The organism is Sphingobium aquiterrae (assembly GCF_037154135.1).
GTDB classification, from domain to species: Bacteria; Pseudomonadota; Alphaproteobacteria; order Sphingomonadales; family Sphingomonadaceae; genus Sphingobium; species Sphingobium aquiterrae.
The window spans coordinates 171757-184841 of the sequence record NZ_JBANFL010000006.1 but is presented as its reverse complement, the minus strand read 5'-3'; the positions used below and the strand labels follow the sequence as shown (position 1 = coordinate 184841).

14 protein-coding genes are annotated in these 13085 nt (G+C 65.5%); 6 read left to right on the top strand and 8 right to left on the bottom strand.

Annotation, left to right across the window (positions count from 1 at the left end; translation table 11 throughout):
- Positions 1-22: 22 nt before the first annotated feature.
- Positions 23-886 carry a hypothetical protein gene (locus tag WFP78_RS08510; RefSeq protein WP_231732810.1) on the bottom strand — a complete coding sequence of 288 codons (864 nt, stop codon included), beginning with the start codon at positions 884-886 and terminating at the stop codon, positions 23-25.
- Between the two features lie 51 nt (positions 887-937).
- On the opposite strand from WFP78_RS08510, the gene WFP78_RS08505 reads away from it, so the two are divergent.
- The 3 genes from WFP78_RS08505 to WFP78_RS08495 are packed head-to-tail and all read left to right on the top strand — an operon-like array spanning position 938 to position 3830.
- Positions 938-1738 (top strand): Mu transposase C-terminal domain-containing protein, encoded by an 801-nt coding sequence (locus WFP78_RS08505; protein ID WP_231732811.1) that lies wholly within the window; start codon positions 938-940, stop codon positions 1736-1738.
- Positions 1735-2571, top strand: coding sequence for a TniB family NTP-binding protein (locus WFP78_RS08500; protein ID WP_030540651.1), 837 nt, complete (start codon positions 1735-1737; stop codon positions 2569-2571). Before WFP78_RS08505 ends, WFP78_RS08500 begins: the two co-directional genes overlap by 4 nt.
- Positions 2568-3830 carry a TniQ family protein gene (locus WFP78_RS08495; protein WP_048575061.1) on the top strand — a complete coding sequence of 421 codons (1263 nt, stop codon included), beginning with the start codon at positions 2568-2570 and terminating at the stop codon, positions 3828-3830. Before WFP78_RS08500 ends, WFP78_RS08495 begins: the two co-directional genes overlap by 4 nt.
- Before the next feature lie 254 nt (positions 3831-4084).
- Here WFP78_RS08495 and WFP78_RS08490 read toward each other — a convergent pair whose 3' ends face one another.
- Positions 4085-5290 (bottom strand): MarR family transcriptional regulator, encoded by a 1206-nt coding sequence (locus tag WFP78_RS08490; protein WP_030538460.1) that lies wholly within the window; start codon positions 5288-5290, stop codon positions 4085-4087.
- Between the two features lie 172 nt (positions 5291-5462).
- Here WFP78_RS08490 and WFP78_RS08485 point away from each other — a divergent pair, with 172 nt between their 5' ends.
- The 3 genes from WFP78_RS08485 to WFP78_RS08475 all read left to right on the top strand — a co-directional run bounded on the left by WFP78_RS08485 (position 5463) and on the right by WFP78_RS08475 (position 8679).
- The gene (locus tag WFP78_RS08485) at positions 5463-6704 is read left to right on the top strand and encodes a site-specific integrase (protein ID WP_030541452.1); all 1242 of its coding nucleotides are present in this window, start codon (positions 5463-5465) and stop codon (positions 6702-6704) included.
- 365 nt (positions 6705-7069) lie between these two features.
- Positions 7070-7531 (top strand): GNAT family N-acetyltransferase, encoded by a 462-nt coding sequence (locus WFP78_RS08480; RefSeq protein ID WP_336960620.1) that lies wholly within the window; start codon positions 7070-7072, stop codon positions 7529-7531.
- Positions 7528-8679 carry a tyrosine-type recombinase/integrase gene (locus WFP78_RS08475; RefSeq protein WP_336960618.1) on the top strand — a complete coding sequence of 384 codons (1152 nt, stop codon included), beginning with the start codon at positions 7528-7530 and terminating at the stop codon, positions 8677-8679. The genes WFP78_RS08480 and WFP78_RS08475 overlap by 4 nt, the downstream gene beginning before the upstream one ends.
- Before the next feature lie 374 nt (positions 8680-9053).
- Here the strand turns inward: WFP78_RS08475 and WFP78_RS08470 are convergent, their stop codons facing one another.
- From WFP78_RS08470 to WFP78_RS08445, 6 genes are all read right to left on the bottom strand, one after another.
- Positions 9054-9290: a hypothetical protein gene (locus tag WFP78_RS08470; RefSeq protein ID WP_336960616.1), complete on the bottom strand. Its 237-nt coding sequence runs from the start codon at positions 9288-9290 to the stop codon at positions 9054-9056.
- Positions 9291-9371: 81 nt separating this feature from the next.
- Positions 9372-9626: a hypothetical protein gene (locus WFP78_RS08465; protein ID WP_336960614.1), complete on the bottom strand. Its 255-nt coding sequence runs from the start codon at positions 9624-9626 to the stop codon at positions 9372-9374.
- A gap of 311 nt (positions 9627-9937) precedes the next feature.
- The gene (locus tag WFP78_RS08460) at positions 9938-10279 is read right to left on the bottom strand and encodes a carboxymuconolactone decarboxylase family protein (RefSeq protein ID WP_015460572.1); all 342 of its coding nucleotides are present in this window, start codon (positions 10277-10279) and stop codon (positions 9938-9940) included.
- 21 nt (positions 10280-10300) lie between these two features.
- Positions 10301-11566: a TolC family outer membrane protein gene (locus WFP78_RS08455; RefSeq protein ID WP_336960612.1), complete on the bottom strand. Its 1266-nt coding sequence runs from the start codon at positions 11564-11566 to the stop codon at positions 10301-10303.
- Entirely contained in the window at positions 11563-11766 is a 204-nt protein-coding gene (locus WFP78_RS08450) for a YgaP family membrane protein (RefSeq protein WP_015460570.1), read from the bottom strand. The genes WFP78_RS08455 and WFP78_RS08450 overlap by 4 nt, the downstream gene beginning before the upstream one ends.
- A 24-nt stretch (positions 11767-11790) precedes the next feature.
- On the bottom strand, positions 11791-13071 hold the full coding sequence (locus tag WFP78_RS08445) for an NAD(P)/FAD-dependent oxidoreductase (protein ID WP_336960610.1): 1281 nt from the start codon (positions 13069-13071) through the stop codon (positions 11791-11793).
- Positions 13072-13085: the final 14 nt, after the last annotated feature.

Genomic DNA, 13085 nt, shown 5'->3' with positions numbered 1-13085 from the left:
TCGCGGTGTTCGACAAAATAAGCTACATTTCGCGGACAGCAAAAATCATTGGGGAGCCCGTTCCGTGATTGAGCGCAAGCCGTCTCCAGCGCCCCGGCGGAGCCTCAAATCGCTTGAGGCGGGATTGGCTCTCTACCCCCATTTCCGGCGACATATATCGCTTTCCGGCCCGGTGACAGCGGCTCAGGTTCAGGCGATTTCCGAGGCAACCGGCCTTAAAGAGCGGCAGATACGGACACTGGCCGCGCGCTTCCGGGTGCATCCGGTCGCGGAAACGCTGGCTCCAAAACCGCGTGGACCCGCTGTTGGATCGCACAGGATCGATCCCGAGGTGAGGGCCGCCATCGAGACGTTGATCGACGAAATTGCGCTCAAGATGGTGCCGCCATCGCGTGCGGAAGCGGCGCGGCAGATTTGGGGCCTGTTGCACGCGGACAACGGAGATCATCGCTTTCCCGCCGATCTGATCCCAAGCGAGAAGACGATCGAGCGGCTTCTGGCTGAGATTCCGAGCCGTGTTTGGGCGAAAGCGACGATGGGATCGAAGACGCGGAGCGCCCATGAACCGCACCCCGGCGAATATGCAAGCGAGGGATTTCTCGACCTGGTTCAGATGGATCACACCAAGGGCGATGTCATCCTGGTCGATAGTCTGCGGCGCGAACAGCTCGGAAGACCGTGGATCACCTTCCTCATCGAAATCTGGACCCGGTCCATTCTTGGTTACTATGTCAGCTTCGGCGACCCCTCGATATTCCGGTGCGGACGGGCGGTTGCGAGCGCTGTGTTGCCCAAAGAGCCGGCCCTCGCCCACCTGGGCGTCGATGTCAGCTATCCGATGCACGGTTTGTTCCGGCGCTTGCATGCCGATCAGGCCAAACCGCATCGCTCCGAAGCCTTCCGGCGCGCCTGCGTCCGCAATGGGATTGGCCCCGATGTGCGGAGGCCCGGGCCGGCCCATCTTGGCGGGCATATCGAGCGGCTGATCGGCACGATGATTGGAAAACTGCGGCTTTTGCCCGGTGCGACCGGATCGAACGTGGCGGCGCGCGACGGCTATGATGCCGAGGCGGACGCGGCGATGACGCTTGTGGAATTCGAGCGCTGGCTGCTGTGCCAGATCGCGATCTATCATCACGCGCCGCATAGCGCGCTGGGCGGCCTGTGTCCGGCCCAGATGTGGGAGCGCGAGGCGGCGAAGCACAGCCCGCTGCTGCCCGTGTCGGTCGATGCGGGCGAACTGTTCCGCCAGTTTCTGCCGTCGAAGTCGCTCACGGTCCATGCCAAGGGTATCCAGATCAGATATCGCCATTACTGGCACCCGATGCTTGCCGCCAGGATCGGCCAAAGGGTCGAGATCAGCTGGGATGAGCGGACGATCCAGCATATCTACGCCGACCTCGACGGCCGCTATGTCGAATTGCCGGTTGTCGGCGACTATCCCGACGTCTGGGAGGCGGATTGGGAGGCCGCCAGGGCAGGAGTGCGGGCGCTAGGCCGGGCCTACCAGGCCGATGGCGGTCGCGCGGCGACGGCGCGGGCGGTGGCCGCCGCCAATCAGGAAATCCACCGCGCCCGCGTTCGCACGAAGGCGGCGCGGCGCCAGGCAAAGCGCCGCGAAGGCGAGGGGACGACGCTCGCGGACCTCCGGTATGGCGAAGCGCCGGAAAAGCCGCCCATTGACTGGAAACCGGTCGCCGAGCTCAGCGAAGACGACTGGTTGCAGGAGCGGACATGAGCGCCGCTGCGACCGCGCCATCGCTGGCGCCCTCCTTCTGGATCGATTTCGAAGAAGCGCGGAACGCGGTCGAGACGATCGTCGATGTCGCGCATGACGATCCCGAGGAACGCCCGACCTGCATCGTGCTCACCGGACAGTCCGGCATGGGCAAAACCTCGATCCTGCGCGAAGCGCAGCGCCGCCTTGCCGAAGCCTTTCCCGAGCCCGCCGATTGGGGCGAGGCGCGCTATCAGCCCGTGCTGCGCACGGTCATTCCCTCGAGTCCGACCTCGCTCAAGATCAACCTCGCCCTGCTCTGGAAACAGGGCTGGCCGATCCGCACGAACACGCACAAAACCGCCGATTTGAAGGTCGTCGACCTGCTGGCCGAACAGGGCACGCGGCTGGTCGCGATCGACAATGTCCATGTGATCCTGACCGCGAGCGGCGTTGCGCGGCGCGATACGCTCGATGCGTTCCGCTTCCTGATGAGCGCGGGCAATGTGCCGCTGGTCGTGGCGGGCCTCGATGTCGCCCGGCAGATCTTCGCCGACGATGTCGAGCTGGCGTACCGCTCAATCATCCTCAAATTGCCGTTATGGGAGCCGGGCGAGCCCGCGCAGCGCCTGATCCGCGCGCTGGCCCGCGGCATGGGGATGGAGGAGCCCGACCATCTCGCCGAACCCGCGTTCGCCGAGCGCATCTGGCGGACCAGCGGCGGGGTCACCGGGAACTTCAAGCGCATCCTGCACTGGTCGGGAAAGGTCGCGCGGCGGCATGACCGCCGGTTCGTGACCCAGGACGATATCACCGAGGCGCTGCAATTGTTTACGCCTTATAGCCCGGAATGAGCGGGCGGGAGATCGAGCCGCTGGCGTTTCGGGTGAGGCCGCTGCCCGAGGAATGTTTCGAATCCTGGCTGCGCCGCCTGGCCGCGCGTCATGAGACCACGCCCAAAGCGCTGTTTCGCCATCTCGGCATCGACGCGGCGCTCGCCGATCGCGACCTGGCCGTGTCGCCCGTACCGGCCACGTCGCGCGTACCGGCCACGTCGCGCGCATCGGCTTGGTTGGCCGCGCCGGCGCCGGCGGTCGCTGGCGTGCCGGACCGCCGCCAGGTGATGGTAGAACGGCTCGCGTGGGCGACGATGGTGCCCGCGAAGGCGATTTCTAGGACGTTCGTCGGCTGTGGGCGCGGCGATCTGTTGCCGCTGACGCTGCGGTCAATCGGCTGCGCCCAGTGCTGGCTTGACTGGCTGGTGTCCGGCGCGCCGTGGCGGATCGAGCGGAGCTGGATCTTGCGCGTGACGACCTTCTGCGACCGTCATGCGCTGTTGCTGACCGATCTTGCGGGGATCAGGGCCCTGGGGCGGACGCAGGCCGCCGAGCGGGCGCTCGCGGCCCGGGTCGCGCGCACGCGCGCGCAAATGGCGCGGTTTGCCTTCGTCAAAACCCGAGTGCTGTGGAACGGGATGATTGCGCGGGAGCAAATCCGCGGCGCCCGCCCCGGTGACCGGGTAGGTTGGGAGCGGTACCGGGCGGCGCTGGTCGGCAACCGCTTCCACTACGCTCCGGTGCGTCATCTGCTGCTGGCGGCGCTCCACAGCAGTGACGGGCTGAAAGCCGGGCGATGGGAGCAAATCTTCCGCTTCGATGCGCAGCCGGCACGCCTGCCGCGAAAGGCGGCTTCCGGCGTCGGACCCCAATTATCGGATCTGGCGGAGGCGATCGCCAGGGTCGGCCTGCGGCAGCTCGACCGCGAGCGTCGCCGGCTCACCATGGTCTGCGAGCAGCTCGAGCAGGCCAAGCGCAATTATCCCCGTGCCCATTTGATGCAGGGGCTGAAGGCTCGCCGCGCGGCGCTGGCGCGCGCGGTACGAGACGCCGCCGCGACGGAGAGCGCGGCGATGTCAGCGCAGCGCCGTGGTTTCCAGGAGGCGCTGTTTTACCTGCAAGCATCGGGGATGGTGGGCGCGGCGATGTCCGCCGGCTGCGCCGAGCCGGCTTGCAGCGCGAATGGCGATCTGTGGCGGGCGCGGCTCGCCGCCTGCTTCGCCGCTCCCAGGTTTCGCATCCTGCTCGATCTGCCGGGTCATGGGCGCGGATGGTAAAGCCGGACGGCGACGGTCGCCCATTGGGCATTTCGCGCGAATTTGCCCTCAGGAGGCCCGTAGGGCGTGGTGGCGGCCTCTGGGCGCCCCCTCCTATCCGAGACCGCCTTTTTGCGCTCCCAGGGGCTTTTGCGCGAACTTTCCTTTGATCGTTCAAAGACAGGTCATGGCCTGAAACGGCGGCGCGAGTCCCGTATCGGGCGCGTCGATTTGAAGTTTCTGCCGGGGTTTCCTATCTTGCCGTGTTGCCGGGGTCATTCGCGCGCCGTCTCCATACGGGCGAGCACGCGCTCGACATCGGCCATGGCCGCGTCGAACGCGGCGAACGTCGCGCCGGAGCTGGTTTCAACGGATCTGCTTTCACCCTCGGCCGCCAGCGTGGCACGGCGCGCGCGGGGCAGGGCGCGGATGATCGTGTGATGTTCGTACGCCGCCCGCTCGGCGAGGCCCGCTTTGACGAGGGCGGCGACGAGATCGCGCACGCCGTTTTTCGAAACGCCAAGGGCCTTCTCGATCTGGAGCGGGCGCAGCGGTCCGAAGCCCGCGAGCAGCCGGTAGAGCAGCGGCGCGCGCGAGGTCGAACGCAGGACGGTCATCGCCTCATGCACTTCGCGCACGCTCGCATGGGCTGCATCGAGCTGGTCGCTCAGCCGCTGCGCAGCTTCGCCGGCGGCCTCGGCCGTGATAATGGCGCGCTCGCGGGACCAGAGCTCGGGTCTGAGCGCCTCGGCGCGCACGGCTCCGGGCAGGGGCAGCGGCCTGGTCGCTGGCGCGCTCCGCGCGATCAGGGCGCCGGCGAGGAGATCGAGCGCCCACAGCGGCGTGGCCGTCCGCGTCTGCTCGAAGGAGACCGGCCCGGCGGGCAGGGGGAGCAGCTGGTAGCTGCGCTCGGTGGGCGCGAAATGCGGCGAGGCGGCCGCGGCCCGATGCAGGCGATCGAGCGCGGCGAGGGGCCAGTCGTCCGCGCGATCGTCGGCGGGCGGCTCGGCGAGCCGCGCCGCTTCCGCTACGGCGAACGCGGGGGCATCGCCGCGCTCGCCTTGCGGGGCGCCCTCGCCGCGATGGAAATGCGCTGCGGCGCGGATTTGGATGGCCGTGTCGGCGAGCGGCGCCCAGGCCGACAGCGAGAGCTCGGCGAGCAGCGTGTCGGCGACCAGCGAGGGCGGGGCTGCGACATGGGCGGTGGCGTCGGGCACGGGCTGGAGGCCGGAAAACCATGCGGAAAACCAGCTGTTCGCGCCGGAAAAGCCGCTACCCGTGAGCGCTTCGACGAGGAGCAGGCGGGCGAGCGCGGCGCAGAATTGATGCGCAACTTGCGCGGGCACATGCGCTAAACGGCCTTGCAGCTGGCCCCAGGTGAGCGCCGCGCGCACCCTTGCCGTCATCAGGTCTTCGATCGGCGCATCTTCGTCCGATCGGAGCGGATGGAATCGGGTCGATGGATCGCAAAAATCGGGCATGTCGCAAGGGTAACCTAAACTGCCTTAACTGCACCATCCCTAGCACGCCCTTTTTTGCACTATCGATAATAGAGTGTTATCGATAGTGACTTCGGCGAAATCGGGGTTATAGTCCCCCGGTATGCGCGCCAAATCCGTCCTGTCGATCGCTGCACAGACAGAGCGCCTGCCCATGCCCAAGCGCTCGGTTTCCGCGGAGATCGTGACGATCCTGGCACCCGGCGAGGCGCCGCTGCCCCAGCGGCGGTCGGGCGCCGCGCAAGATCGCGCGGTCCAGCTCGTCGAGTTGCTTCAGGAGCTGACAGGCGAAGGCGCCAGCCTGGTCGAACTCAACTTCCAGAAGAGCATCGAGGCGCGGGCGCCCGCCAGCATCAAGGCGCTCGCGGTCGATCTCGATTGCTACGCGCGCTTCTCGGCCGAGCGCGGCGGGATCGGCCTGCCCGCCGACGAAGCGCGGCTTGTCGCCTATATTGACTATTGCGAGGCGCGGCGGCTCAAGCCGGCGACCGTGTCCCGGCGCCTGTCCTCGCTGGCGGTGGCCCATCACCTTCTCGACGTTCCATGCCCCGTCGGTGCCGTCGTGGTCCGCGATGCGCTGCGTGGGCTGCGGCGTCGGGCCGGAGTCCGGCAGCGCCAGGCCGGCCCGTTGCGGCTCGGCGAAGGGATCGGGCGGGAAGCCGTCAGGGGGTTCACGCTGTCGGTGCTGCTCGAGGCGTGTGGGCGCGACGTCGCTGGCCTGCGCGACGCGGCGATCCTGTCGCTCGGCTATGATGCGGGTTTGCGCGTATCGGAGCTGGTGGCCGTCGCCGTCGAATTGATGGAAGCGCAAGAGGATGGATCGGGGCTGCTCGAGGTGCCCCACTCGAAAACCGACCAGGAAGGGCAAGGGGCCTGGGTGTGGCTGTCGCCCGACACGATGCGGCGTGTCGCTCTTTGGCGCGAGGCCGCATCAATCCGCGCGGGCGCCTTGTTCCGCCGCGTAGCGGTGATCCGGACCAAACCCCGCGAAGCGCGCCGGGCGCTCGCGATCGAGGATCTGGCCTATCATGCCCGGGTCGATCGGGAACGCATGGCGGCGCGGCCTGCGCGCGCGGCCACGGTGACCTACGGAATTGGCGAGCGCGCGCTGACGCCGGCGGCGATGCGGCTGATCATCAAGCGCACGGCGCTCGCCGCAGCCGACCAGGGCCTGGTCGATCTCATGGGCGCCGATCTCGACCATGCGATCGATGCGCTGAGCACGCATTCGTTGCGCGTCGGCCTGACCCAGGATCTGTTCGCCAATGGCGAGGATGCGGGACCGATCGCGCAGGCATTGCGATGGACCTCGACCGCCACTGCACTCCGCTACGGCCGCAAGCTCGCTCCGTCGTCCAACGCGGCGGCGCGTATGTTGAAGGGTGTCAGGAAATAACGCCGGTGCAGAGAATTTTGTCGGTCAGGTGAATTGGCGTGGGGTGTCGGATGCAGTGTTCTTTGTCCGTTCACAAGCGCCCGCGCATAGCCTGACCAGGTAGCCCGCCGGTTCCATGCCGAGGCGGCGGAACTGACGGAAATTCGGGCATCCAGGCGAGAAATGGACGCGGTGCAAGACGCTATGGCTGCCGCCATTTGTGGGGTATAATCGGGGCCATAAGAGGCGGGCGAGGGCATGTCAGCCATGCCCAATAGTGAACTGAAAGCAAAGTTCAGTAAAGTATGCCCGGATGCCTAGTGTTGATAATGGATCGTTATCAACACTCTATACAATAAAATGTCGTCGCGCTAAGCCTCGGCACCATGAGCGAACCGACGTTGCGCCGCGCGGTAAAGGAGGACGTGCCCGAGATCCGGGCACTGGTTCAACGCGCCTATGCCCGTTGGCTTGGCGTCACGTCCCGACCGCCCAAGCCGCTCGCCGCCGATTATGATCGGGCCTTCGGCGCGCATCGCTTCGATGTGCTCGTGCACAAGGGCGAATTGATCGCGCTGCTCGAGACGGTCGCCGAAGGCAGGGAATTGCTGATCGTCAATGTCGCCGTCGATCCAGATCGACAGCGTGAGGGTTTGGGCCAGCGGCTGATGCGCCATGCCGAGGATCTCGCGCGCGCCGCGGGGTTCGAAGGTACGCGCCTCTATACCAACGCGCTCATGACCGCGAATATCGCGCTCTACGAACGGCTTGGCTATGTGCGCGAGCGCGAGGTCGACCATGGCGATGGGATGGTCGCCGTCCATATGGTGCGGACGCTCGGCGCATGACGCTGGTATCGGCCTCGCAAGGCAGCCTGACGGCGCTGGCGAGCGATGCCGCTGCGTTGATCGGCGATGTGCGGGCTTTGGTCGGATCGACCGTGGCGATCGACGAAGGCCTCCTCGATGCGGCGCTGCGGGGCTGGTCGCCCAATACGCGGCGCGCCTTTCGCTCGGACCTGACTCTTTGGGGCGCCTGGTGCCGCAAGCGCCATATTCCGGCCGTGCAGGCAACGCCCGAACTCGCGGCGGCCTGGATACGCGCGCTGGCCGGCGTCGACGCCTCGGACGAGGCGGTTCGCGCCATGGCGACGATCGAGCGCTACATCGTCAATGTCGGTTGGGCCTATCGCATGGCCGGTCTCGACGATCCCACGGCGGCACCCTTGGTCAAGCTGGAGAAGAAGGCTGCGCGCAAGTCGCTCGGCGTTCGCCAGCGGCAGGCAAGGGCGATCCGGTTCAAGGGCGAGATTTCGGACTTCGACAGCCCGGCCTCCGGGGTCTGCCTTTCGCATCTGCTACGGGCTTGTCGGCGCGATCTGCTGGGTCTGCGCGACGAGGCGCTGCTGCGGACGGCCTATGACAGCGCGGGCCGCCGCTCGGAACTCGTCGCGATCCATGTCGACCATATCGACGGACCCGATACGAATGGGGCAGGGGCGCTGTTCGTGCCTTCGAGCAAGACCGACCAGGAAGGGGAGGGGGCCTGGGCCTATCTTTCGCCCGCGACAATGAACGCGATCGCCCGCTGGCGAGATGCCTCCCATATCGACCGCGGTGCCCTGTTCCGGAGGGTGGAGACCCATTTTGACGGTTCGGTGCGAAGCGTGGGGCGCGCCGGCCTCCATCCCAACAGCATCACCTTGATCTACAAGCGGCTGATCAGGGCCGCCTTCGACAAGAAGCTGCTCGGTCCTCTGTCCGAAGCCGAGCTCAAGCGCTGGCTTTCGGCGGTGTCGAGCCATTCGATCCGCGTGGGCGTGGCGCAGGACAATTTTGCGGCTGGCGAGAGTCTCCCCGCGATCATGCAGGCCTACCGGTGGCGCGACCCCAGGACGGTGATGCGCTACGGCGCTAGGCTCGCTACCAAAAGTGGAGCGAGTGCCCGCATGGCAGTACGCATGGCGGCTTCATCCCCAGAGGCAGGAGAAGGGTAGAGCGGCGAGATGATCTCCAAAACCGATCGTCTGGCCATGGTCGTAAAGCACGGCACCGGTGCTGGAGGCGCTGGGTGGAATGGCAGGGTAGCAGCATGTCTACCGAAACATGCGCTAACGCTTCGATGAAAGAAGATTGGCGTCCATCTGAAATTATAGCGCCGTCCAAATGAAATTAGAAATGAGGGTTCGAACTCAGAATATGGGAGCAGCCGGATGTCTATTCCACAAAATGTGACAAATGCCCCTGATAGGGATGTCTGGTTTCGACCGGATCAGTCTTGTTCGCCCAGGGCGGGTACATAGACCGGGGCAGATTGGCTCTCACCACCACGTCAGCGGCAGTGGGGGGCCGATCCCATCTTCCTCCTTCATCAGTTGCCGAATCCCGTTATCGACGCCGCAGCTTTTTTGCATGGGTTCATCGATGCTCCCGGTCGTTGCGGACAGCGCGCCGGCCTTCTTGACCTCCCTCGATCGGCGATGCTCATCGACAGGCGCTCGGTAAGATCGGGGAAGGGGTGGTGTGACAGGTTGGAGGCGTGCGCTTTTGCTCCGACCGGCATTTCCTCGCTCGGTTGAGTACAGGCATCCACGATGGCATCGAGCATGATTTCCGGCTCGTCATGGCGACCATCGGTATAATTGGCTACGTGTGTCCACTGAGCGCGCTGCTTCGCAGGGCAGCGCGCTCAGTTGTCCGCACCTTCCGTCTGATCGGCTACGACGTTTTTCATGGGCGTTTCTGGCAGTTTTACATCGATAGCGGGTCCGTCGGGGGCGGGGGCCCATTCGGTAGACTGGGCGGCCGTCTCGGGCGGCGGGGCCTGCTCGACCTTGCCGAGAGGGTTCGCAAACCAGACGATCGTCAGGATGAAGAGCGCGAGGAGTGCGAGAATCCAGAACCATTTTGAACTGGATCTGCTCGATGGCGTCGGCGGCGTCATGACCCTTTCTCCTAATCTTCCCATTGCTGCATGTGAGGCAATCGGTTGTTGAGGCGCACACCAAGCATCTCAGGCGATCATCGGAAATCCGTAAATTTCCGGATCGATCAATTTGCTTCAGGCTTGCGGCGGAGACATCTTCACCCGGCAAATGCAGTCACTCGCGGAGACGCAGGGCGAGAAGAAGCTGGTGTTCGTCACCTTCGGCGGGGGTATTGTGCAGCACGGCGACGGGCAGTTTCGCCAGCAGGTAGAGACCGGAGGAACGCCGCGCTATCTCTACTGGGATAGCCGTGCCGAATGGGACATTGCTAATCTGAGAATTGATCGAAGGCTTCGACAGCCTGCGCGGCATACATGAGGCTGGGACCGGCGCCCATGTAGAGGGCCATGCCCATCGTCTCCATGACCTCGTCGCGCGTCGCGCCCTGCTTAACCGCCGCCTTGGCATGGAAGGCCACGCAGCCGTCGCAGCGGATCGCGACCGAGATGGCGAGCGCGATCAGTTCCTTGGTCTTGGCGTCGAGCGTTCCCGCCTGGGTTGCAGCTGCCGCCATCGCGGAAAAGGCCTTCATCACTTCGGGTGTGCCGAGCCGCACTTCCTTGATGGCGACGTTCAATTCGTCGGCCATTTTCGGCCAGTCCTTGTGCATGTGTCCCTCTCCTGTTGAAGCTCAGCGCCCGATGAGGGCGAGCAGCCGGTAGGCGGCTACGATGCGATCACTTTGCGCCCTGGCCTCGCTGACGGCGGCCGCAGCTGCCTCCCGCTCCGCGTCGAGCAGATCGAGCTGGGGTTTCATGCCGACACGGACCTCATGGCGAACGCTGTCGCGGGCCTGGGCGGCGGCAAGGGCTTGGCTGGCAGCGGCGGTTTCGACCAACATGGCGGACTGCACGCCCTGAAAGACACTGATCGTCTGTTCATCGACCGCGGATCGCGCGGCGCGAACGCGTGCGTCGGCGGCTCTTACCGTGCTGTCCGACTCGGTGATCTTTGCCGAGACCCGTCCACCCGCGAACAACTGCCAGCGCGCCCGCACGCCGACCGTGGCGCCATCGGCGCGATAATCAGGGAAGAACTGATCCCGGATCGTCGAACCTTCGGCGAAGGCCCCAACCGTGGGCAAGCGTTCGGCCCGCGCGCCGCGGGCAGCCGCACGGGCGGCTTCCAGTGCCGCTTCGGCCTGGGCGAGGGCCGGATTGTTCGCCCGCGCACTATTCAGCGCTTCATCGAGCGAGGCGGGCAGGGAGGGGTTTGCCGGAAGGGGTTGAAGGTCCCGCGGCGCAAGGGCGGTCAGGTTCGTAAATCGCGCGTCGGCCGAGACGGCAAGGCCCCGCGCGCCTTCAAGGGCAGCCTGTGCTTCGGCGAGCCGCGCCGCAGCCTGCGCAACATCGGTGCTGGGACTTTCCCCGGCTTTGTAGCGAAGACGGGCCTGACGCTGGATCTCCTCCATCTGCCCGACCATCTGTTCGTAGAGCGCGACCATGCGCTGCGTGGTCAGCACATCGCCATAGGCCTGGACCGTTGCGACGATGATCTGGCTGCGCGTGATGTGTTCGCCCGCGTGCGCGGCCGCACTGCCTGCTTTCGCCTGCGCGACGCCTGCGCTGACCCTGCCGCCCATGAATAGCGGCTGTTCGATGGTGAGCTGTGCCGCGCGCGGGGTGACGTTCGCCGCCGGAAGCCCGAAATAGCCCTGCGGATCGAGCCGGCCATAGCCGATCGTTCCACTGAGCGTCGCGGTGGGAAGACCCTGGCCCCGTGCTTCCTTGATCCGGGCATCGGCGGCATCGGCATCGGCGCGCGCCGCTTCGATCTCGGGCGCATGGGTCATGGCGGCCGCGATCGCCTCTTCCAGCGTCGTCGCCTGCGCCGGCACGGCGGCGCTCGCGAGCAGGCAGGCCAGCAGGGGCAAGGGGATCGGCGCGGATCGCCTCATTTGAAGGCGGTCCCCGGACGAACGCCCAGCGCTTTGAACACCATCGCGGCGGGGCAGAAGCCGGTGAAGCTCGCCTGGATCATATTGAGACCGGCAAAAACAGTGAGCGCGAGCCACCAGGGATGCACGGTGAGCGAGAGGACGACGCTCAGCAGCACGACACTTCCGGCGAACGCCATCACGGCACGATCGAGAGTCATCTTGTGCACCCCTTCACTCAAAAATCAGAAACGCAGCTTGCGGATACCCATCGCGTGCATGGCCAGCTTTTCGTAGAAAGGCTCGCTCTCGCCCTTGCGGATCTTGCGCAGGAAATATTTCTCGAAGCCGATCTTGGCCAAATGGACCCATTTGCCTTCCGACGCCCAGTTGACGTTGCGCGGTGGGAGCTGGGGTTGGGCGACGAAGGCTACGCCGCTATCGCCGAAATCGGCGAGGCAGACCGCGTTCCATGTCGCTTCGGCGGTCGGCGCCTTGCCTTCAAGGATCGACGCGAGATTGGCTGCGATCGCCGTGACCATGCTCTCGATCATGAAGCCGGTCTTGGGCACGCCCACAGGTACCGGGGTCGGGCCCGTGGGCGGGATCGCGACACACACACCGAGCGCGAAAATTTCCGGGAAGGCAGGATTGCGCTGGTGCTTGTCGACGATGATGAAGCCGCGCGGGTTGGTGAGGCCTTCGATGTCGCGGACAGCGGGAACGCCGCGAAAAGCGGGCAGCATCATCGAATAGGCAAAGGGTAGATCGTGCGTTTTCGTGACCGCGCCGTCCTCGCCCACTTCTTCCACATGCATCAGGCCTGGTTCGACCCTGGTCACGCGCGCATTGGTAATCCATTTGATATGGCGCTCGCGCATCTCGCTCTCGAGCAGCGACTTGGTGTCGCCAACGCCGTCGAGACCGAGATGGCCGATATAGGGCTCGGGCGTCACATAGATCATCGGCACCTTGTCGCGGATCTTGCGGCGGCGCAGTTCGGTGTCGAGGATCATCGTGAATTCGTAAGCCGGGCCGTAGCAGGACGCGCCCTGGACTGCGCCGACGATGATGGGGCCGGGATTTTCCACGAAGGCGTCGAAGGCATCGGCCGCCTCGGCGGCATGGGCCGTCTGGCAGACCGAGACGGTATGGCCGCCATGTGGACCCAGCCCTTCGATCTCGTCGAAGGCCAAATCGGGGCCAGTCGCGATTACAAGATAATCGTAATTGATTGATGTTCCGTCATTGAGTTCGAGTCGCTTTTCGCTCGCATGGACCCGCTTGGCGCCCACTGAGGTGAAGCCGATCTTCTTTTTCGCGAACACCGGGGGAAGATGGACCTGAATCGCTTCCGGCTCGCGCCAACGCACGGCGACCCACGGATTGGAAGGAATGAAGCTGTAGGTATCGGTATCGGATACAGTCATCACTTCGGCGCGGCCCTTTACGGCGTCCTTGATCTCGTAGGAGGCGATGGTGCCTCCCAGTCCCGCACCCAACACGACGATCAACGGCTTGCCCATCTGCGATCCTTCCT